The organism is Myroides sp. ZB35, assembly GCF_001865835.1.
GTDB classification, from domain to species: Bacteria; Bacteroidota; Bacteroidia; order Flavobacteriales; family Flavobacteriaceae; genus Flavobacterium; species Flavobacterium odoratimimum.
The window spans coordinates 2,111,647-2,132,377 of the sequence record NZ_CP017769.1; the positions used below are offsets into that span (position 1 = coordinate 2,111,647).

General features: G+C 34.2%; 20 protein-coding genes. 11 read left to right on the forward strand and 9 right to left on the reverse strand.

Translation table 11 applies throughout. The features are described from left to right. Positions 1 to 6: 6 nt before the first annotated feature. The 3 genes from BK054_RS09540 to BK054_RS09550 form a co-directional block, all read right to left on the reverse strand. Positions 7 to 594: a hypothetical protein gene (locus tag BK054_RS09540; protein ID WP_006257070.1), complete on the reverse strand. Its 588-nt coding sequence runs from the start codon at positions 592 to 594 to the stop codon at positions 7 to 9. A gap of 22 nt (positions 595 to 616) precedes the next feature. Further along, positions 617 to 901, reverse strand: coding sequence for a DUF2089 family protein (locus BK054_RS09545; protein WP_006263001.1), 285 nt, complete (start codon positions 899 to 901; stop codon positions 617 to 619). A gap of 159 nt (positions 902 to 1,060) precedes the next feature. After that, positions 1,061 to 3,808 (reverse strand): toxin-antitoxin system YwqK family antitoxin, encoded by a 2,748-nt coding sequence (locus BK054_RS09550; RefSeq protein ID WP_006257068.1) that lies wholly within the window; start codon positions 3,806 to 3,808, stop codon positions 1,061 to 1,063. A 308-nt stretch (positions 3,809 to 4,116) separates the two neighbouring features. Here BK054_RS09550 and BK054_RS09555 point away from each other — a divergent pair, with 308 nt between their 5' ends. Beyond that, a complete protein-coding gene (locus tag BK054_RS09555; protein WP_006257067.1) occupies positions 4,117 to 4,857 on the forward strand; it encodes a YggS family pyridoxal phosphate-dependent enzyme in 741 nt (246 codons plus the stop codon). A gap of 79 nt (positions 4,858 to 4,936) precedes the next feature. On the opposite strand, the gene BK054_RS09560 is transcribed toward BK054_RS09555, so the two are convergent. Further along, positions 4,937 to 5,914 (reverse strand): EamA family transporter, encoded by a 978-nt coding sequence (locus BK054_RS09560; RefSeq protein WP_006257066.1) that lies wholly within the window; start codon positions 5,912 to 5,914, stop codon positions 4,937 to 4,939. A gap of 489 nt (positions 5,915 to 6,403) precedes the next feature. Beyond that, positions 6,404 to 8,260, reverse strand: a complete 1,857-nt coding sequence (gene htpG / locus BK054_RS09565) for a molecular chaperone HtpG (protein WP_006257065.1) — start codon at positions 8,258 to 8,260, stop codon at positions 6,404 to 6,406. A gap of 87 nt (positions 8,261 to 8,347) precedes the next feature. On the opposite strand from htpG, the gene BK054_RS09570 reads away from it, so the two are divergent. Continuing rightward, entirely contained in the window at positions 8,348 to 8,893 is a 546-nt protein-coding gene (locus BK054_RS09570) for a lipocalin family protein (protein WP_006257064.1), read from the forward strand. Positions 8,894 to 8,924: 31 nt separating this feature from the next. Next, positions 8,925 to 9,632 (forward strand): OmpA family protein, encoded by a 708-nt coding sequence (locus BK054_RS09575; protein ID WP_006257063.1) that lies wholly within the window; start codon positions 8,925 to 8,927, stop codon positions 9,630 to 9,632. Between the two features lie 79 nt (positions 9,633 to 9,711). Here the strand turns inward: BK054_RS09575 and BK054_RS09580 are convergent, their stop codons facing one another. Both BK054_RS09580 and BK054_RS09585 read right to left on the reverse strand, forming a co-directional pair. Beyond that, positions 9,712 to 11,232: a PspC domain-containing protein gene (locus BK054_RS09580; RefSeq protein ID WP_006257062.1), complete on the reverse strand. Its 1,521-nt coding sequence runs from the start codon at positions 11,230 to 11,232 to the stop codon at positions 9,712 to 9,714. After that, positions 11,225 to 11,566: a PadR family transcriptional regulator gene (locus BK054_RS09585; protein ID WP_006257061.1), complete on the reverse strand. Its 342-nt coding sequence runs from the start codon at positions 11,564 to 11,566 to the stop codon at positions 11,225 to 11,227. The genes BK054_RS09580 and BK054_RS09585 overlap by 8 nt, the downstream gene beginning before the upstream one ends. Before the next feature lie 152 nt (positions 11,567 to 11,718). Here BK054_RS09585 and BK054_RS09590 point away from each other — a divergent pair, with 152 nt between their 5' ends. The 8 genes from BK054_RS09590 to BK054_RS09625 all read left to right on the forward strand — a co-directional run bounded on the left by BK054_RS09590 (position 11,719) and on the right by BK054_RS09625 (position 19,286). Next, complete coding sequence (locus BK054_RS09590) at positions 11,719 to 12,180, forward strand: DUF4442 domain-containing protein (RefSeq protein WP_006257060.1); 462 nt, start codon at positions 11,719 to 11,721, stop codon at positions 12,178 to 12,180. After that, entirely contained in the window at positions 12,180 to 13,082 is a 903-nt protein-coding gene (locus BK054_RS09595) for a TIGR01777 family oxidoreductase (RefSeq protein ID WP_006257059.1), read from the forward strand. The genes BK054_RS09590 and BK054_RS09595 overlap by 1 nt, the downstream gene beginning before the upstream one ends. A 177-nt stretch (positions 13,083 to 13,259) precedes the next feature. Beyond that, a complete protein-coding gene (locus BK054_RS09600) occupies positions 13,260 to 13,850 on the forward strand; it encodes a nucleotide exchange factor GrpE (protein WP_006257058.1) in 591 nt (196 codons plus the stop codon). Between the two features lie 33 nt (positions 13,851 to 13,883). Beyond that, positions 13,884 to 15,008, forward strand: a complete 1,125-nt coding sequence (gene dnaJ, locus BK054_RS09605) for a molecular chaperone DnaJ (RefSeq protein WP_006257057.1) — start codon at positions 13,884 to 13,886, stop codon at positions 15,006 to 15,008. 186 nt (positions 15,009 to 15,194) lie between these two features. After that, a complete protein-coding gene (locus tag BK054_RS09610; protein WP_006257056.1) occupies positions 15,195 to 16,115 on the forward strand; it encodes an ABC transporter ATP-binding protein in 921 nt (306 codons plus the stop codon). A gap of 1 nt (position 16,116) precedes the next feature. Next, positions 16,117 to 17,430: an ABC transporter permease gene (locus tag BK054_RS09615; RefSeq protein ID WP_006257055.1), complete on the forward strand. Its 1,314-nt coding sequence runs from the start codon at positions 16,117 to 16,119 to the stop codon at positions 17,428 to 17,430. 29 nt (positions 17,431 to 17,459) lie between these two features. Beyond that, entirely contained in the window at positions 17,460 to 18,632 is a 1,173-nt protein-coding gene (locus tag BK054_RS09620) for a sigma-54-dependent transcriptional regulator (protein ID WP_006257054.1), read from the forward strand. 3 nt (positions 18,633 to 18,635) lie between these two features. Beyond that, positions 18,636 to 19,286, forward strand: coding sequence for a DEAD/DEAH box helicase (locus tag BK054_RS09625; protein ID WP_006257053.1), 651 nt, complete (start codon positions 18,636 to 18,638; stop codon positions 19,284 to 19,286). A gap of 42 nt (positions 19,287 to 19,328) precedes the next feature. On the opposite strand, the gene BK054_RS09630 is transcribed toward BK054_RS09625, so the two are convergent. Continuing rightward, the gene (locus BK054_RS09630) at positions 19,329 to 19,964 is read right to left on the reverse strand and encodes a hypothetical protein (protein WP_006257052.1); all 636 of its coding nucleotides are present in this window, start codon (positions 19,962 to 19,964) and stop codon (positions 19,329 to 19,331) included. A 42-nt stretch (positions 19,965 to 20,006) separates the two neighbouring features. Then, positions 20,007 to 20,702 (reverse strand): hypothetical protein, encoded by a 696-nt coding sequence (locus BK054_RS09635; RefSeq protein WP_006257051.1) that lies wholly within the window; start codon positions 20,700 to 20,702, stop codon positions 20,007 to 20,009. Between the last annotated feature and the right edge of the window lie 29 nt (positions 20,703 to 20,731).

Below are 20,731 nucleotides of genomic sequence, written 5' to 3' on the forward strand. Positions count from 1 at the left end.
TGTTGGTTAATATAATGTAGTGATTAGCCTTGTCAGAGTATCTACAAGTAAGATGATTAGTACGAAGGCAATAATCATATATTTCTTTTTGAGGTGTGTAGCTAGTTTGAAACCTTGGTAGATATAGTATCCAAAACCAACTAGACAGAGAATACTAGCAAATGACGTAATGATAAAATAAACAAAACCTTGTGGATTACTTTTGAACAATATTTCAGGATTAGCAATATTGTCAATAAGTTGAAGAGAGAAATCACTTAGGTATCCATTGATATCAAATAGTACACTTATATCTAGACATATACGTGCAATCAACACGGTGTTGAGTATATCTATTAGTCGAGTCTTTTTGTTGATGATTTTTCCAAATACAAATAAAGCAAGTGTCATTACTATTGTTGTGATAGCAAAGTCACTCAAGGTTTGGACAAGTGTAGGTGCTGATTTGAGAGTTACTTGTTTTAGAATTGCTATACTACGCATATGAGTTAATAGTTGAAGACAACTAATAACTACTCCAGTTAGTACACCGATTGCTAAGAGCGTTTTATCTTGTATGCTTTCAAATGGTTTAAGAATATAGTTTTTTGTCATAAGGTTGTTGGTTAGTAGTTGATTATTCTTTTTTCTGTAGTTGCTGGATATGTTCTATCATGTCATCTAGTTTGTTTCGAACAGTAGGGTAACTGATATTCATCTGTTGTGCCATTTGCTTTAGACTCCCACTGTTTAGAAAGAAAGCCAGTATAAATTCTTGTTCTTCTCTACCCAACTGTAAGAGGAGTGGGAGAGAGAAGTTACCATTGACAATAGTCTGACAGTGCTCACAAGAAAGCTGGGTGACCTTTAGTTCACTTTCACAACTAGGGCAATGTATAGGTAGTTTGGGCTTAATTGACATAATGTGGATAGTTTGTTTAGTTTTATTGAAGTCTAATTTAATAAAATTAATATTTATATCAAAATAGTTAATTAAAATAAATGAGAATGATACTTCTATAAAACAAAAAAATCCCAAGTATAACACTTGGGATTTAATGGTTCTTATCTAAGAATATTTTTATTCATAATATGCACTAGCAGTAGCTTCTACTGCCGCTGCGTCAGCTGCTACAGCAGTAGCTGCTGCATCTACTGCATAGTCATAAGGACTACTGTAGTATGACATTACATTATACTCATTGTTTGGGTATAAGTTTTCTAGTTTTATTTTTTTACTAGCCAATGGGTTTAAACTATGGTCTCCTTTTTTAACCTTCGCTTCCATTTTAAATACCTCTTTATTATCATCCGTATTTAAAATACTGATCGTATAAGTACCTTTTTTATTACTTAGTACTGTGTACTTAGAAGTATCTTCAGAAGCTTCGTATGAAGAATAATAGTTGTATGGTTCATAATTAAAGTCTACTATACCTACAGAACCATCTACTAATGTTCCGTCCTTAAAAGTAGCTTGATACTTCACCTTACCATTTTCATAGTACTGGTATGCTCCATCTAGCTCACTATCTGTAAGATTATATTTATACACTATAGCTTCTGTTTCTGCATGATAGATAGTTCTCTCAAATGAAGTATTAGTTCTATAATGCTCTTCCATTAGTAAGTTCGTAGGAGAATAAGCATCATCTACATTGTAAACTTTTACATAAGTTAACTCTCCATTCTCAAAACCTTTAGTGGTGAAGTTTATATATGACGCTTCAGTTAACACTCCTTCATAAGGAACTCCCTCATTATAAGTCAGCGTAGATAATACTTCTCCTTCACTATCGTAGTAAGTAGATACACCATGTATCACATTATCTTTATACTCACTAGATGTTTTCAGAGTACTATTCTCATAAGACTCTATTTTAGTAAGGTCACCTTTATCATCATAGTAGTTGATATTGATAATCTCATCTCCACTAGAGTACTTAATAGTCTCTTTACCTACTTTATGTCCGTTTTTATAAACAGTTTCTGTTTTGTAATACGAGTCTATGATAGTCACTGTTCCTTCATAAGGAACACCTTCTTTATAAGTAGCTGTAGAGATTATTTCTCCTTTTTCATTATAGAATTTACCTTGCTTATTATAGTCGATATCAGCCTGTAAGAAATAAGAGTTACTAGCGTATGAGTTACTACCTGTTTTTAACGCATATCCCTTTTTAGAAAGAAGGTTTCCATCTTGTAGTTTCTCGATAGAAGTTACTTGTTTATCATAAGATAACTCTATACGAGTTCCTGTCTGAGGGATATAGTCATATGTACCTATTTCTTTCCCTGTTTTGTCGAAATGTGTTTCTTTTACAGGAGTATAAGAGTAGGAGTTAGGTGAGTAAGTAGATACCTTAGCTTTTTTACCATTGTCATGATATTCTACTTCTTTGATTAACGCATTGTTAGAATAGTATGACTCTGTTGACAATACTGCTTTATCAGCATTAGTATCATAATCAGCTTGATATACTAATAATTCTTTTTCATACTTAGCAACAGTAGAAATCAAATCATTAGATAATACATATCTAGTACCAGTGATATAAGACATAGATCCATAGATAGGGTCTAGTTTAAAGTCAATACGACCTATCTCTTTCCCCTTTTGGTCATAGTATACAGAAGTATTGTTTTTTGTAACCTCGAATACTTTACCGTTTTCATACGTTTCTGTTCTTTCTACTAGTTTGCTGTTTTTATAGATAGAGCTTACATTCCCTACTATCATAGTCCCTTCTTTAGGAGTATATCCATCCTCGTTATAAGTGATTTGTCCTTTAGAACTACCATCTTCATTGAAGTATTCTACTTTCTGGATATAACTCTCTTCATTGCTATACGTGATAGATTTCACTGCATTCTTTTTAGGGAATGTATAGTATTCTTTTACCAGTACAGGTACGTTTTGTTTATAAGTATAGATAGAGTAGATCTCATCAGGATGACTATCATACGTATTGAATATGTAGTTTGTTCCTTCCTGATAAGTAGAGTATCCATCGTCTTCTAGTTTACTTGTAAAGGTACCCATCTCTTTACCCGCTTGATCATAGTATACATCTGTTGTTACATTAGCTACAGTTGTAGATTTACTCTTCACTTTTCCTGTTGTATAGTAAGCCACAGTAGAGATCATCGTTCCTTCTCCATATTCGCTGATAGACTGTACTGTGAAGCTGTCATAGTCTAATGCAGTCACGTACCCATCATAAGGTGTCCCACCACTATAAGTAGCTTGTTGCTTTACCTCTCCATTTACATCGAAGTATTTCTCCCCTGTGATATAATTATTCTCATCGAAGAAATAGGCGATATAGTTCTTTTCATTTTTAGGATTGATGATCTCATAGCGAGTATATATACCTCCTTCAGCTTCTACATAGATATATGTTCCTTGCCAGTTATAAATAGCCTGACCATCTTGAATCATATTATCACTATAAGTACATATATATTTATTGCCATTACGAGGATCTATAGTCTCTGCCTTAGCGATCATATTATCCTGATCATATGTATAAGTAGCGTCTATTTTTCCTTCTTTATTATAGTAGTTTACAGCTCCTGTGTATAGAACTTGTCCTCCTTCTTGAAGAGTTCCTTTCCCTTTACTCTCTATCTTCTTAGAAGCTGCATTATATACCTCTATTGATTTTAGTGTCGGTTCGCCTTTGATATCTTTTGCAATTTTAAAAGATTCAGCATTTTTTCTAGCTGTTACATAGTCATAGCTATCTACCCAGATAGTATCTCGTGCTACCTGACTGAACATCGGTGTAGAGAATAAAATGGCTAATGAGAAAATCTTTTTAATCATAGGTTCTTTTTTAAATGGTTTTGTTTGTGTCTTATCGAGGGTAAAAGTAAAGAAGTCTCCCTTATTATTTTCGCATATTAGCAATATTTTATGGTCTGATTCACAAAATCACTATTTTCAGTGAGGCGCTTAGTGCGTATCTGGACTAGCTCATATTATTAAATCTGTGTTATCTATTTGATCAAAAGGAGTATTACATTTGTAGTAACAGTAAAGGATAATAGTCTAAAGTAAAATCTAACTGTTGTTTAGTTCATGATATCCCTTAGTAACAATCTTTGGGATATCCTTTTTTTAAATCGAGAAGTATGAAAACTAGAATAAAGGATAATTTAGCAAGTTTAGAAAAGCGTATTACAGCAGCATGCGCACACAGTGGTCGTTCTAGAGATGAGGTACAACTATTGCTCGCTACTAAGACGGTAGATGCAGATAGAATAAAGATAGCGATAGAGGAGGGATACCCTCTGATAGGAGAGAATAAGGTACAAGAGCTAAGAGATAAGTATGAAGGTATAGGCACTGATAATTGTACTAGACACTTTATCGGACATCTACAGACCAACAAGATCAAAGATATCCTGAAGTATGGAGTAACTTGCATAGAGTCTATAGACCGCATCAGTGTAGTAGAAAAATTACAACAACTATTAGAACGAGATAACAGAACAATAGATGTATTAATCCAAGTGAATACTTCTGATGAAGATAGCAAGTTCGGGGTAGCACCAGAAGCGGCTGTTGAGTTTATAAAAGAAGTAGCTACGTATGATCGATTACACATCAAGGGACTAATGACAATTGGCTTATTCAGCGCAGAAGAGAGGTTGGTACGCCCTTGTTTTAAAATACTAAAGAAAGTACAACAAGAGGCGATAGCGCTCCAACTACCTAATGTAGAAATGAAAGAACTCTCTATGGGGATGAGCCATGACCTAGAAATAGCGATTGAAGAAGGGGCTACCATCGTGAGAGTAGGTACTGCCATCTTCGGCGAGCGCATTTATCCAGATAGCTACTACTGGAACGAAGAGAAGAATATAAAGTAACTCAATCCAATAAAAAAAGCCTTCTTTTGATCAACAAGAGAAGGCTTTTTAAATTTATATAAAAACTACAATGAGGAAGTTATTCCACTACCTCAATTTTTTTCTTTTTAAATAATAGGTTGCTATTCATTAGTACGATAGCTCCTAGTATCATTAATATTCCCATCCATTGAATGAAGATAACTTCTTCTTTTAGTACAAAGAAAGCTACTGTCACGGAAGCAGGTAGTTCTAATGAAGAGATAATACTTCCTAGGCCAACTCCTGTCAATGGGAATCCCATATTCAAGAATATAGGAGGTAATACAGTACCGAATAAGGCTAATATAAGTCCCCATCCGTAGAAGATACTCCAGTCAAAATCACGGATACCAGAAGTATTGTCTGAGAACATCGTATAGAAGCTCATCATCGCATCAGAGTTATTAGGCCCTATCTGTGTTATGATCACAAAGATAGATACGATAGTCGCTGCACCACATAGCATAAACATACTTCGCTTAGGAGCTGCTAAGTGATTAGCGATACGCCCTGAAGCAAATAGTGTAGTAGCAAAAGAGCACGCTGCCATAAAACCAAATATCACTCCTCTAATATCTAACTTGATTTCACTAAACAATACATTAGTCGCTAATACTGTCCCTGATAAGATTAAGATAACAGAGATTATTTTTAAAAGATTAGGAAACGTTTTAGTCGCGATACTGTCTAATACGATACCGATCCACACAGACTGCATTAAGAGAACTACTGCGATAGAAGCATCGATATAACTCACAGCCATATAATATAATACAGAAGTGAATCCCATCGAAGTACCAGCTAAGATTAATTGTCTAATATCTTTAGAAGTCGCCTTTTGTTCATCACTAGACTTCTTGCGTAGTACATTGATTAAGGTCACACAGATTAACCCAATAAGTACTTGAGACAATGTTACTTCTGCAGTCGTATATCCCTGTGCATAAGCCAGTTTTACGAACGAAGCTAACATACCGAAACTAGACGCTCCGATAGCAACTAAGAAAACACCTTTTGCTGTATTTTGTTCTTTCATTTTTATTACTTTTTGCGTGGCAAAGGTAGTCATATTTTTTTCAGCAGTCTAGGACAAATGTCTAGCGCTATACTTCGGTTAGGAATTAAAAATTGTAAATTAAGAATGTTTGTTTTAATGCTCCTATAAGCCATCTATATCTAGGTTGGCTTGCACTTTCTAGGGGGTTGCTAGGAGTATCCTTGGGGTTTACTTGCCTAGAAGTCCATTTTGTCGAAGAAAGGTGCAAGAATACCCCTAGAAATGTGCTAGTATAGTAAGACGAAAAAGAAAGATTAGCTTGTAGAAAGTGTAAGAGAGGGATGGTGTAGAGATAAGAAAGGACTTTTAGATAAGTCAATAAAATCAAGTGAAAAATTATGGAGGCATAGTTTAGATAATAGTATATTAAATAACTTGAAAGGAATATGATAGGAAGAGTGGATGTGTTTGTAAAAAAGAAAAGCCCATAACATCACTGTTATGGGCTTCTCTGGAAGTGCTATAATCTTATTTCAGATTGTTGAAATTTCTTTTTACGAAGGCAGTAAGTTCTTCACCTTTTAATAAACCTTGAGATAGTTTTGCAAGGTCCATTGCTTGTTTGATACTTTCTGTTCTAGTTGCTTCATCAGCATTACCGATGATGTTAGATGCTAGAGGAGAGTTTGTGTTCACCACTAGGTTATACATCTCAGGGAAGTTACCCATACCGAACATACCTCCACCACCTGACTGACTCATCTCTTTCATACGACGCATAAACTCAGGCTGTGTAATGATGAATGGCTCTGCTGTGCTGTCCATAGCTTCTAGCTTCACAGTATATTTATCCTTAGGTACGATATTCTCTACGATCTCTTGTAATGATTTTTGTTCATCTTCAGATAATCTAGAGATTTCAGAATCCTCTTTCTTAATCAAGTTATTGATATGGTCAGAGTCTACACGTACGAAAGTAGTTTTCTCATTATCACTTTCTAACTTTTGGATCAAGTGAGATACGATAGGAGAGTCTAATAATAATACTTGGTATCCTTTCTCTTGTGCAGCTGCGATATAGCTGTGTTGAGCATCTTTATTAGAAGCATATAAGATTACTAGATTACCGTCTTTGTCAGTTTGGTTATCTTTAGTAGCTTCTTTTAATTCTTCTAATGTATAGAATTTATTATCTACAGTAGGGTAAAGCATGAATGCTCCAGCTTTTTCGTAGAACTTCTCTTCAGATAACATACCGTATTCTAGTACGATTTTGATATCATTCCATTTGCTTTCGAAGTCTTCTCTATTTTCGTTAAATAATGATTTTAACTTATCCGCTACTTTACGAGTGATATAGTTAGAGATTTTCTTCACATTACCATCTGCTTGAAGGTAAGAACGAGATACGTTCAATGGGATGTCTGGAGAGTCAATAACTCCTTTTAACATTGTCAAAAAGTCAGGAACGATACCTTCTACATTATCCGTTACGAATACTTGGTTTTGGTATAATTGGATTTTGTCTTTTTGCATTTGAAGATCAGCACTTAACTTAGGGAAGTATAAGATACCTGTAAGGTTAAATGGATAATCTACATTTAAGTGGATATTGAATAAAGGATCTTCGAATTGAGTAGGGTATAACTCTTTATAGAAGTTCTTATAATCTTCATCACTTAAGTCAGCAGGTTGTTTTGTCCATGCTGGGTTAGGGTTATTGATAATAGTATCTACTTCTACTTTATCATCTCCTTCACCTTCTTCATGCGTACCGAACTTAATAGGCACAGGCATGAATTTATTGTATTTTACTAATAACTCACGGATTTTATAGTCTTCTAAGAAGTCTAGTGAATCCTCCGCAATGTGTAATACAATCTCAGTACCTCTAGTCGTTTTGTCGCATGCTTCTAAAGTGTACTCTGGGCTACCATCACAAGTCCAATGTGCAGCAGGCTCATCTTTAAATGATTTAGTGAAGATTTCTACTTTATCCGCTACCATAAAAGCAGAGTAGAACCCTAGACCAAAGTGTCCGATGATACCTGTGTCTTTAGCCGAATCTTTATATTTCTCTAAGAATTCTTCAGCTCCAGAGAAAGCAACTTGATTAATGTATTTTTCTACTTCTTCTTTAGTCATCCCTAGACCTTGGTCTATGATGTGAAGTTTTTTATTGTCTTTGTCTATTTTAACTTCAATGATAGGGTCTCCATATTCTACATTAGCCTCCCCTATACTCGTTAAATGTTTTAGTTTTAATGTAGCATCAGTAGCATTAGATACTAACTCTCTTAAAAAAATTTCGTGATCACTGTAAAGGAACTTTTTAATAAGTGGGAAGATGTTCTCCACTGTAACGTTAATTTTTCCAGATGTCATAGTTGTATGTTTAATGTTATTTGAATTTTTAATATTTTTACAGTGTTGTAAGGACAAAAAAGATACCAAAGCAAAAAGAGTGTCACTTTGTCAGAAAACTCAAGGTTATCTTATTTCTTCGTAACTTTGAGAAGAGTATCGCGTAAAAGAAAACGTAACAATAATAAAAAATCTATGAAAAAATTAGTGTTATTTGGTGCACTGGCTCTTGCAGTAGCATCGTGTAAGCCTACTATGGACACAAAGTCTCAGGTAGGGATAAAAGGGAATTGGACTTTAACGGATATCAAGCACATCGGTGGTGAGTTCGTAAAAGTGAGTTCATTTAATATTGCTGATTCACAATGTTTTATTGGGAGCCAATGGAAATTCGTTTCTAACAATAATACAGGTGTAGTAGAATTGACAAAAGGAGGAGACTGTCCTAGTTTTGCAAGTGATTTTAAATGGACTGTTACTCCGAATGGTAACTTCGAATTTAAATTCGTCGATGAGGGTGTCAAAGCTAAAAATGTAACAACAGGGTATTCTCTACGTGTGAAGAATCAAACAGCTAATACATTTGAGTTAGTTGATAAATTCTATGCAGGTGGACAATCGTATGATGTGACATACCGCTTTACTAAGAATTAATTTACCTTTTAAAACAAAACAATAAAACAAGATGAAAAAAACAGCCACATTTATATTAGCAGGAACATTATTAATCTCTTCAGTATCTTTAACAGGATGTGAAGCTGCTAAAAACTCTAATAAGACACAACGTGGTGCTGCTATCGGTGCTGCAGGTGGAGCTATTATCGGGGGTATCTTAGGAAACAATATCGGTAAAGGAGGTAACGGTGCTCTAGGTGCTGTACTAGGAGGTGTAATCGGTGGTGCTGCTGGAGGAGTGATCGGAAACAAGATGGATAAGCAAGCACGTCAGATCGAAAACACGGTACCTGGTGCTCAAGTAGAACGTGTAGGAGAGGGAATCAAGCTAGTGTTAGGAGAGAATTCTGTAAACTTTGATTTAAATTCTTCAACATTGACACAAAGAGCGAAAGATAATTTAGACAAGTTAACTACAGTATTTAAAGACCCTGAGAACCAAGATACGGATATCGAGATCTACGGATATACGGATAATACAGGTAGAGAAGAGTATAACTTAAGCTTATCTAAAAAACGTGCAGCATCTGTAAGACAGTATTTAGCGTCTAAAGGAGTAGCTGCTAATCGTATGAAAACAGATGGTTTCGGTGTAGCTGATCCTATCGCTTCTAACGATACGAAAGAAGGACAAGCTAAGAATAGACGTGTAGAGTTTGCGATTAAAGCAAATGATAAAATGATAAGAGATGCTTATAATGAATCTGGTTCTTACTAATCAGATGAATATGATACAAAAAAGGTTCCTTTTTGAGGAACCTTTTTTATTGGTAATAATTGAAACAAAATTAATATTACTAGCAGTCAGAGCATTTAAGGGTAGAGTCCTCTTGCATCTCGTACCAATGCGCTCCAGCTGTAAGTGTCTCGTTTGATTTTATCAATGCTTTTACTGGTTCACTGATGTATACTTTTTTTCCTTTTGGGATGTAAATAGTGTATACTATTTTGGCATTTTCAGTATCTGCATTTGTTTTGTTTTCTGGAAATAGATTGTTAGAAATGATTAATTGATTCCCTTCTTGATTTAAGTTGGTTAAGTTCAAATCTATCTTTATTATCTTGTTTTTCTTTTTATTGATAGTAAAGTCTTTAACTTCTGAAGTACCGTATATCTCGTTTTGAAATGTAGGTAAGATTTCTATTTCGATAGGCAAAAGTGAGTTGATTTCTTTTACTTCAAACCCTTCCGTTTTTGACTTATCTGATTTGAAATAATCCTCTGTTACTAATGTGATTTTGATTTCATCAGTAGTGTCATCAAAGCTGAATTCTGAGGTAGCCTTAGCAGACTCTGTATATTCAGTTCTATAGACGTGTCGAGATTCATAGTTTTTAGCATTTAAGAATGGTATAGAGAATAAACCTAAAGAAATAAACCACAGTAGTAATAACCCAATTATGATTAGGGCTACATACTTAATGTTAGTATAGATCATGCGTAACCCTATAATTAACAATCCGATGAAAGGAAGGGTAACTAAAGAAGTTAGTAATAAGGTACTCACCCAAAATGGATAAACTCCTGCAGAAAGTAAAGGAAATTCAGAACCTATTTCTTCTAAGATAATTTCTTTATTAATCAAAGCTGCAGAAATACCAATTATGCTTGAAAATATGGACAATACACTGATGACGATAAAGAAGATACCGATGATATTTAGGATTATTTTACCACTGCGTTCACCAGCTCTTTTCGTTTGATTTTTGATATGTTCGTAGTCTACATCATTGATTTTGCTCGTTACATAATTAACATTCTCCATTACCTTTTTCTCAATAGTAGAGATGTTTATAGGCTCTCTTTTCATTTCTAAGATCTGAGAAGTAGTCTTAGCTTCTGGTACGATAATCCATAAGATAAGGTATAATAAAACTCCTGTTCCGTAGAATAATACTAATATCATAAAGATAATTCTCATCCATACCGTATCTATCTTAAAGTAGTGACCTAGACCAGCTAATACTCCACCTACCATAGCATTCTCACCATCTCGGTATAGTTTTTTGGTGCCTGTGTAGACATATTTAGTCTCTGTTTTTGCAGTTGGCTCTTCATCTATTATATAGTCTTCTGGACTTCCCATAATAGAGATTACTCTGTCTACATCAGCTATTGTGATTACTTGATTAGAGTCTGTAATATTCTCAGAGAATAGTTCTGCTATTCTGATTTCAATATCATGAATGATTTCGTCCTGTTCTTCTTTAGGAAACGAACGTTTGATTGCCTTTAGATATTGATCTAGTTTTAGATAAGCATTTTCATCTATGTGAAAAACTGATCCTGCTATATTGATTGTAAGTGTTTTATTCATCGTTCATTTTTTTAGTAGTTATTTCTTTTACTGCGTTAGCTAACTCATACCATGTTTTAGCTAATTCGTCTAAAAATAATTCTCCTTTTTCGGTTAGCTTGTAGTATTTGCGTGGAGGTCCAGAGCTGGACTCTTCCCATCTATAAGCTAGGTAATCATCATTTTTTAATCTAGTTAGTAAAGGATATACTGTACCTTCTACCACTACCAACTTGACGCTTTTTAATTCGTCTAGTATTTCTGAGGTATAACAATCTCTCTCTTTAAGAATAGAAAGAATGCAAAACTCTAAAATACCTTTTCGCATTTGAGCTTTTGTGTTTTCTATATTCATGGTAATAGTGTTTCTTATTTTCTATAGCAAAGATATATCTAAAGGAAGGTACTTTGTATTACATAGTACTGTTTTTTAACACAGAATTAACTTTTGTTAAATTTATGTTAGGGATAAACATTTTTTGTATATTTAGTAAAAATCTAAGTTTTATGAAGTTTAACGTATCGAATATTAATAAGTTTTTGTTTTTTAAATTGCCATCTGCTTATTGGACAGGTGTGCGTATGAAAGAAATATCTGATGTAAGGGCAGTTACGACTGTTAAGCATGGTTGGAAAAATCAGAATCCATTTAATTCTATGTACTTTGCTGTACAAGCTATGGCAGCAGAATTATCTACAGGAGCATTAGTTATGCGTAAGATTGCAGAGAGTGGAGAGAAAATATCTATGCTAGTAGCCAATAATAATAGTAGTTTTACCAAGAAGGCAACAGGGCGCATCTTTTTTGAATGTGTAGATGGAGCCTTATTAGATGAAGCAATAAAGAAAACAATAGATACTGGTGAGGGAGTGACTGTATGGATGAAGAGCATTGGAAGAAATGCGGATGGTGATCAGGTGTCTGTTATGAACTTTGAATGGACATTAAAAATAAGAAGTAAAAAATAATGAAGGTACTGATAACAGGTGCTACTGGTTTTATCGGGAGTAGAGTAACTCAATCTCTAATCAATCAAGGTCATGAAGTACATTACCTTACACGCTCTTTAGGGAAGAATGAGGTAAAGGGTGCAAAAGGATTTGTTTGGGATCCTTATAAGGGAGAAATCAATATCGCTTGTTTAGAAGGAGTAGAAGCTATTATTCATCTTGCGGGGTCTAGTATAGCCGATTCTTGGTCTAAGGCTGGTAAGAAGTTAATATTGGATAGTCGTATTATACCAACTGCTTTTCTGTATCAAGTACTTAAAGAAAATACGCACCAGATAAAACATATTATTGGGGCATCTGCTATCGGTATTTATAGCAATATAGCTGAGGTTCAAGATGAAGAACATTATCAAAAAGCTACTAACTTCTTAGGAAATGTAGTAGAACAATGGGAAAGAGGTAATTTAGCTTTTAGAGAATTGGGACTTAAGGTGAGCCTTGTACGTATAGGTTTAGTATTAGATTTGCACGAATGTGCATTAGCTACGATGATAAAACCTGTTAGATTATGGTTAGGAGCACCTATTGGTACAGGTAAGCAGTATTATTCTTGGATTCACATTGATGATTTAGTAAACTTGTTTGTCTATGTCTTAGAACGTGGGTTAGAGGGAATTTATAATGGTGTAGCTCCAGAACCTTTGACGAATAGAGCGTTTACAAATAGCTTAGGCGAAGCAATGGGGAAGCCTATTTGGCTACCTGCTATACCAGAAAGTGTTATTCGAGTAGCTCTAGGAGAAAAAGCAATCTTAGTAACGGAAGGACAAAAAGTAAGTAGTGAAAAGATTATTAGTTCAGGATTTGATTTTAAATTTAAGACGTTAAAAACGGCTTTAAAGGACTTTTTTAAAGGATAAAGAAGAGGTACAATAGATAACGATAGAAGGAAACTTTAGGATGCTAGAGTTTCCTTTTTTTATGGAGTGTGATATAAATCGCTATTTTGAGTGAATAAGTGAGGTAATTAGCACGAATATAGCTTAATAATGAAAATGTCATAATGACAGATTGACTAAGTTGGCAAAGGATTTGCTATGAAGTTAGCAGTTAATAAGAATAATAAATACACAATCATGAGTACTGAAAATAAAGATATAAATAAGGAACAAGAAGAAATTCAACAAGAAGTAGTACAAGATACTGCTGAAACGCAAGAGAACGTAGAGCAAGAAGTGAAGAGTGCAGAAGAATTACTTGCTGAACAATTAGCAAGTGAAAAAGATAAAAACTTACGTTTGTTTGCTGAATTTGAGAACTTTAGAAAGCGTACTGCTAAAGAGCGTTTAGAGCTTTTAAGTACTGCTAGTGAAGGTGTGATGTTATCTTTATTGCCTGTGTTAGATGATTTTAACCGAGCTATTATAGAATTAGAAAAACATGGAGAGAGTGATCATCTTACAGGGATTAAGTTAATTGCTACTAAGTTTACAGATACATTATATAGCAAAGGGTTAGTAGAGGTAGAGATAAAGGCAGGAGATGACTTTAATGCCGATTTGTCAGAAGCTGTGACACAAATTCCTGCAGGAGATGAGATGAAAGGTAAAGTGGTAGACGTTATAGAAAGAGGATATAAACTAGGAGAGAAGGTTATTCGTTTCCCTAAAGTAGTTATAGGACAGTAATCTTTCTAAAATAGGAAGTAAAAGACAGTAAAGATGAAAAAAGATTATTACGAAATATTAGGTATTGATAAAGGTGCAGATGCTGCAGCTATAAAGAAAGCATACCGTAAGAAAGCAATTGAGTTTCACCCTGATAAGAATCCTGGAGATAAAGAAGCAGAAGAGAAGTTCAAAGAAGCAGCTGAGGCTTATGAAGTATTAAGTGATGCAGATAAGAAAGCAAGATATGATCAATATGGACATGCTGCATTCGAAGGCGGAGGTGGCTTCGGCGGAGGTGGTCACATGAATATGGATGATATATTCAGTCAGTTTGGAGACATCTTTGGTAGTGCATTCGGAGGCGGAGGCTTTGGTGGCTTCGGCGGAGGTGGCGGAGGTCAGCGCAGAGTGAAAGGAACTAGCTTACGTATAAAAGTGAAGTTGACTTTAGAAGATATCGCTAATGGAGTAGAGAAAAAAATAAAAGTAAAACGCAAAGTTCAAGCAGACGGGGTTACTTATAAAACGTGTCCTACCTGTAATGGTACAGGACAGGTAATGCGAGTAGCTAATACTGTGTTTGGACGTATGCAAACAGCTTCTCCTTGTAATAGCTGTCAAGGAAGTGGTCAAGTAATGGATCACAAACCTGCTGGAGCGGATAATGACGGTATGATCGTAAGCGATGAGACTGTATCAATCAAAATACCTGCAGGTGTAGCAGATGGTATGCAACTGAAGGTATCTGGAAAAGGAAATGAAGCTCCAGGAAAGAATAGTATACCAGGAGACTTATTAGTAGTAATAGAAGAATTAGAACACGATACATTACAACGTGAAGGAGATAATCTTCATTATGATTTATACATAAGTTTTGCAGAAGCAGCTCTTGGAGGAAGTAAAGAAATTGATTCGGTAACAGGACGTGTACGTATCAAATTAGAAGAAGGAATTCAGTCTGGTAAGATTTTACGCCTAAAAGGTAAGGGGTTACCAAGCTTAAATAGTTACGGAAATGGTGATTTGTTAGTACATATTAACGTATGGACACCTAAAAAGTTGAACAAAGAGCAAAAAGAATTCTTTGAACAAATGCTTGAGGATCAAAACTTTAAGCCAAGTCCGACTAAAAATGACAAATCTTTTTTTGAAAAAGTGAAAGAAATGTTTTCTTGATTGAAAATAAGTTATACATTTGTAGGACACTTATTAAACAGTGGATTTTCTTTTTCATAGCAATTTTTCCCAACCTTATTTATCCAAATAAGGTTGGGTTTTTTTATGCCCTACCGAAAATAACTGTCCTCATTCTCCCGTTTTCAAATATTTACTTATTTTTACAGAAATTAATTGAATTCACCGATGCAATCTATATTAGAAGTAAAGGATGTGGTAAAGACATATTCTGATAAAACAGCATTAAATAAAGTATCTCTCACTGTACCTAAGGGTACAATCTATGGTCTTTTAGGACCTAATGGTGCAGGTAAAACTTCTTTAATCCGTATAATAAATCAAATCACTTATCCCGACTCAGGACAAATCTTACTAGATGGAGAACCTCTAAGTCCAAGACATATTCAAGATATAGGCTATATGCCTGAAGAAAGAGGTCTGTATAAAACGATGAAAGTAGGAGAGCAGGCTATGTACTTGGCTCAACTAAAAGGATTGTCTAAAGCTGAAGCTAAACGTCAATTAGATTATTGGTTTGATAAACTTGATATCAAGGGATGGTGGAATAAAAAGATTCAAGAGCTGTCAAAAGGGATGGCTCAGAAGATACAATTTGTAGTAACTGTGTTACACGAGCCTAAACTTTTAATTTTAGATGAGCCATTTTCGGGATTTGACCCAGTTAATGCAAATATCATAAAAGATGAAATCCTAGAGTTAAAAGAAAAAGGTACTACTATCATATTCTCTACTCACCGTATGGAAAGTGTGGAAGAGATGTGTGACTATATTGCATTGATTAATAAATCCAATAAACTAATAGAAGGTAAGTTAGTAGATGTGAAAAGAGAACACAGAACTAACTTATATCAAGTAGGGGTATTAAGTGATAATATCGAGCGTTTGTTTTTAGAATTGAGTGATAAGTTTAAGTTTGAGAGTACTCGTTTTAAATCACTGAATAACGAAGTACAGTTAGAAGTGGACTTAGGTACAAAAATGCCTAATGAGTTATTAAATATATTGTCAGTGAATGGACAGGTAACTCACTTCGTAGAAAAATTACCAACTGTAAACGATATTTTTATTCAATCTGTAAGTAAGTAATATGAATATACTACCATTAATAATAAAAAGAGAGTTCATTGCTAAAGTGCGCAATAAGTCCTTTATCGTAATGACTTTCGTTAGTCCTATATTTTTTGTTTTACTAACTGTGTTTATTGCTTATCTGAGCAGTATGAAAGGAGAGGTAAAGAAAGTAGCTATTCACGATGAGAGTGGATTATTTGTAACTCAGTTTGAAAGTAATGAAGCTTTTGAATATCAAGATTTATCAGCAGTTGATTTAGATATTCTTAAAGAGGGAGTGAAAGAGGAAAAATACGAAGGGATAGTGTATGTTCCAAAGTCTGATAATATTGGAGATTATCAAGAGAGTGTAACTTATATTTCTAATGAAAGTCCTAGCTTAAGTTTTGTTAGCAAAGTAGAGTTATTGTTAGGAGATAAGATAACACATGTTAATTTAGAACAAAGTGGAATCGATATTTCTGTGATAGATAAAGCTAAAGCTGATGTAAACTTAAAGCTAGTGAAAGCAGATGGAGAAGCTACTGTAAAAGGTCTTAATGAAATTAAGATTATTATCGGTGGATTATTTGGATACTTTATCATGATGTTTATTATTATCTATGGAAATATGGTGATGCGCTCTGTGATAGAAGAAAAGACAAATCGTATTATAGAAATTATCATCTCATCTGTAAAACCTTTTCAGTTGATGATGGGAAAAATAGTAGGAACATCTATGGCTGGGTTGCTACAATTCCTTATCTGGGGAGTAGTAGGAGCCATTTTATTAGGTGTAGCAAGTAGTATATTAGGCATCAATGCTATGCCTGGAGCAGGAAGTGCTGAAGCTATGCAAGCTGCTAATGGGATGATTTCGAATGAAATAATGTTCGATGTACAGAACTATGTGAGTGAGATATTAAGTTTGCCTTTGATTTCTCTGTTTATCTATTTCATCATTTTCTTTATCGGAGGTTATTTTTTATATAGTTCATTATATGCAGCTATAGGAGCTGCTGTAGATAACGAAACAGATACGCAACAGTTTTTATTACCTATTTTATTGCCTTTAATGTTAGGTGTGTATATTGGTTTCTTTACTGTAATGAAGGACCCTCATGGGACAGTAGCTACTGTGTTTTCTATGATTCCATTTACATCGCCTATTGTTATGTTGATGAGAATACCTTTCGGTGTACCTTTATGGGAAGTTATAGTGTCAATTATTATTCTATTTCTTACCTTTATACTAGTAGTATGGATAGCGGCTAAGATATATCGTATTGGAGTGTTAATGTACGGAAAGAGACCTTCATGGAAAGAGCTTTATAAGTGGCTTAAATACTAGTGTTATAAATTGCTTTTGAATTATAATATATGGGAAAGACATCTAAAATATTAATAGTAGAAGATGAAGCTGCTATTCGTAGAGTGTTAGTAAAGATTTTAGAAGAAGAATCTTCGGATTATGTAGTGGATGCTGCAGAAAATGGAGAAGAGGCATTGCAAAAGATAACAGGTGAAGATTATGATTTAGTAATCTCGGATATCAAGATGCCTAAAATGGACGGTGAAGAACTGTTAGTGGCAGCTAAAAAGATAAAGCCAGATACAGTATTCGTAATGATATCTGGGCATGGAGATTTAGAGACCGCTGTAAACACAATGCGTCTAGGTGCTTTTGACTATATCTCAAAACCACCTGATCTAAATAGGTTATTAACTACAGTTAGAAATGCTTTAGATACTAGTAAGCTAGTAGTAGAGAATACAATCTTAAAGAAAAAGGTAGGGAAGAAATACGAGATGATAGGAAATAGTGAACCTATCAGTCAAATAAAAGATATTATCGAAAAAGTAGCTCCTACAGAAGCAAGAGTATTGATAACCGGACCTAATGGTACTGGAAAAGAATTAGTGGCTCATCAGATACATTTGCAAAGCAACCGCGCTCAAAATATGTTGGTAGAGGTGAATTGTGCAGCTATACCTTCAGAATTGATAGAGAGTGAATTGTTCGGTCATGTAAAAGGAGCTTTTACTTCTGCTGTAAAAGATAGACCAGGTAAGTTTGAACAAGCTAATCACGGAACTATATTTCTAGATGAAATAGGGGATATGAGTCTGTCTGCTCAAGCAAAGGTACTTCGAGCATTACAAGAGAATGTGATCACACGTGTGGGGGCTGAAAAAGATTTGAAAGTAGATGTACGTGTTATTGCGGCTACGAATAAAGATCTTAGAAAAGAAATAGCTGAAGGTCGCTTCAGAGAAGATTTATACCATCGCTTAGCAGTTATTTTAATTAAAGTGCCTGCATTAAACGACCGTAGAGATGATATTCCTTTACTGACAGAGCATTTTGTCAGTCAAATAGCAAAAGAGCAAGGAACAGCTCCAAAAGCATTTAGTAGTGAAGCTATCGAGTTATTACAACAATATGATTGGACTGGTAATATCCGTGAGTTAAGAAACGTAATAGAAAGATTAATAATATTAGGAGGCAAGGAAGTTTCGAAGCAAGATGTCGAGATGTTTGCAAATAAATAGAATATGAAATTAAAAAAGATAAATAGTACTTTACAAGAGAACTTAAGTAAGAATGGTCTTTTAGAACCAACAACTCTTCAAAAGAAAACTTTTGGAACAATTAAAAGTGGAAGAGATGTAGTTATTTTTGGACCTAAAGAGCAGGGGAAAACAACAGCTATGATCATCGCAGCTCTACAGCGTACTGAAAGACCTGTAGAAGGCGAAATCGCTACAAGAGTATTGATTGTTGTTAAAGATAAGTTTGAGGTAGAGAGATTAATGGAAGTCTTCGAAGCGTATAGTAGATATACAGACCTTAGAATCTATGGAGTACATGATTATACAGATTTAGATGAAGATAAGAATCTACTTTCATTAGGAAATGATATCTTGATAGGTACTGCTAATCGATTGAATGAGATGTTTGCAAGCGCTGGGTTTGACGTAAATCAGTTGAAGATGTATATTATAGATGATATAGATATTCAGCTTAGAAATCGCTTAGAACCGCGTTTACACCGTTTATCAGAAAGTATTGGGAAAACACAACGCCTTTATTTAGCTACTGAGTTTGTTGAACAATTAGATATGTTCGCTGATAAGTCTCTTAGTGAAGATGCGGAGTGGTTTGACTTTTACGATGATGACGAGGAAGAAGAGGATAATGAATAATAATACAAAAGGCAATCAGAAATGATTGCCTTTTTTTTAGATTTAATCTTGTTCCCTCTGTTGTTCAATTTTAGCTAATATATCTAATGCTTGCTTTTTAATAGCTGGAGGTAATTGCTTAAAATTAGTATCTTCTTCTGTGTAGTATTTATCGCTTTCTTGCTCTGGAAAGTAAGCTGTGATTTTAGATTTATATAAATCATATGATTTAGGTTTAGAATTATAGACAATCACCTTTAAAGGTTTAGCGTCTAAGCCATCAGAATCCATTATGTAGGTCAGATAAAACTCAGGTTTACCATCTTTATCTGCATCCTTTACGAAGCAGTAATCATATAGAAAATCAGGTTGTGCTAATCCTTCGGCATAATCTTTAAAGGTGATTTTTTCGACTATCCCTCCATGGTCTTCTATATAGATGCCAGATAATATATCTGTAGGTTTGCCTGAAAAATAGCTAGGCTTAATGGCTTTTCGTTGGTTAAAATACCATATATAGCTACCCGTTTTGTCTCCCATGTAATGAATTATCATTTTAGGTGTTCCTTCAAGCGGATTGCCTAACTCCTCAATTATATCTTTAAATTTTTGGTCTTTAGGTTTTAATCTTTGGTTTATTTGAGCAATCGAATGTAAGTTAATACAAAGAAATGCCAATATTAATAGAGTTTTGTTCATATTGTAATATGGATTCTGTTGAATTATGGTTAATATACAGTTTTAAGCATTGATTGATAAAAAGACAATAGCTAATATCACTAGAGATATAATAAGTGCGATAATCATTGTTTTTTTGTACCCTTTTTTATCAAATTCAAAGGTGTTAGGATTGATAAAAAAATCATTATATACACTATCAGCTATTTTTAAGTCTGGTCTGTATAATGTAACTCCTTGTAAGAAGTGCTGTCTAAGTTCTCTAGAATTAGTAGAAAGGTATGTGTAAAAAATATCGGTGTTCTGAAAAGATATAGTACGTTCCTGCTGATTGTAAAATACTTTTAACAAAGTTTTACTGCTTATATTAACTCCTATTGTTTTTGTGAAAATATCTTTAGTATAAAGTTGTTTAGACTTGTTGAGGTCTTTATATGATAAGTGTTCTATTTCTCCATTGAGTTTGTGATATTGTATTCCTAGTTTATTGACTACAATTTTATGTATGGCATTAGTACTTTTCTTTTTGTAGTCTTTACTGAACTTATATATTCCATAAGTGAGTATTAAAGCATATATGCCTATAAGTATGTAAATCTCCGTACTGCCTGTATAGTCGTTTATTAAAGCCAAAGGGATGAGATATAATAACACTAATAAAAATGTCGTAAAAAGTAGAAATACAACGCGAACCAATAAAGTTAATTTAGGATTCGTAAGAGTAGTTAATTCAGGGAAAGTATCTGAAGTATATTTCATCTTTATCTTTTATTAAAGTGTAAAAATAT

Excerpts from the sequence above, each read along its gene's own strand:
- htpG (WP_006257065.1), bottom strand. The coding sequence starts at position 8,260 with ATGACATCTGGAAAAATTAACGTTACAGTGGAGAACATCTTCCCACTT.
- BK054_RS09585 (WP_006257061.1), bottom strand. The coding sequence starts at position 11,566 with ATGAATATAGAAAACACAAAAGCTCAAATGCGAAAAGGTATTTTAGAG.
- BK054_RS09595 (WP_006257059.1), top strand. The coding sequence starts at position 12,180 with ATGAAGGTACTGATAACAGGTGCTACTGGTTTTATCGGGAGTAGAGTA.
- BK054_RS09590 (WP_006257060.1), top strand. The coding sequence starts at position 11,719 with ATGAAGTTTAACGTATCGAATATTAATAAGTTTTTGTTTTTTAAATTG.
- BK054_RS09615 (WP_006257055.1), top strand. The coding sequence starts at position 16,117 with ATGAATATACTACCATTAATAATAAAAAGAGAGTTCATTGCTAAAGTG.
- BK054_RS09630 (WP_006257052.1), bottom strand. The coding sequence starts at position 19,964 with ATGAACAAAACTCTATTAATATTGGCATTTCTTTGTATTAACTTACAT.
- dnaJ (WP_006257057.1), top strand. The coding sequence starts at position 13,884 with ATGAAAAAAGATTATTACGAAATATTAGGTATTGATAAAGGTGCAGAT.
- BK054_RS09550 (WP_006257068.1), bottom strand. The coding sequence starts at position 3,808 with ATGATTAAAAAGATTTTCTCATTAGCCATTTTATTCTCTACACCGATG.
- BK054_RS09555 (WP_006257067.1), top strand. The coding sequence starts at position 4,117 with ATGAAAACTAGAATAAAGGATAATTTAGCAAGTTTAGAAAAGCGTATT.
- BK054_RS09600 (WP_006257058.1), top strand. The coding sequence starts at position 13,260 with ATGAAGTTAGCAGTTAATAAGAATAATAAATACACAATCATGAGTACT.
- BK054_RS09540 (WP_006257070.1), bottom strand. The coding sequence starts at position 594 with ATGACAAAAAACTATATTCTTAAACCATTTGAAAGCATACAAGATAAA.
- BK054_RS09635 (WP_006257051.1), bottom strand. The coding sequence starts at position 20,702 with ATGAAATATACTTCAGATACTTTCCCTGAATTAACTACTCTTACGAAT.
- BK054_RS09610 (WP_006257056.1), top strand. The coding sequence starts at position 15,195 with ATGCAATCTATATTAGAAGTAAAGGATGTGGTAAAGACATATTCTGAT.
- BK054_RS09620 (WP_006257054.1), top strand. The coding sequence starts at position 17,460 with ATGGGAAAGACATCTAAAATATTAATAGTAGAAGATGAAGCTGCTATT.
- BK054_RS09575 (WP_006257063.1), top strand. The coding sequence starts at position 8,925 with ATGAAAAAAACAGCCACATTTATATTAGCAGGAACATTATTAATCTCT.
- BK054_RS09560 (WP_006257066.1), bottom strand. The coding sequence starts at position 5,914 with ATGAAAGAACAAAATACAGCAAAAGGTGTTTTCTTAGTTGCTATCGGA.
- BK054_RS09625 (WP_006257053.1), top strand. The coding sequence starts at position 18,636 with ATGAAATTAAAAAAGATAAATAGTACTTTACAAGAGAACTTAAGTAAG.
- BK054_RS09580 (WP_006257062.1), bottom strand. The coding sequence starts at position 11,232 with ATGAATAAAACACTTACAATCAATATAGCAGGATCAGTTTTTCACATA.
- BK054_RS09545 (WP_006263001.1), bottom strand. The coding sequence starts at position 901 with ATGTCAATTAAGCCCAAACTACCTATACATTGCCCTAGTTGTGAAAGT.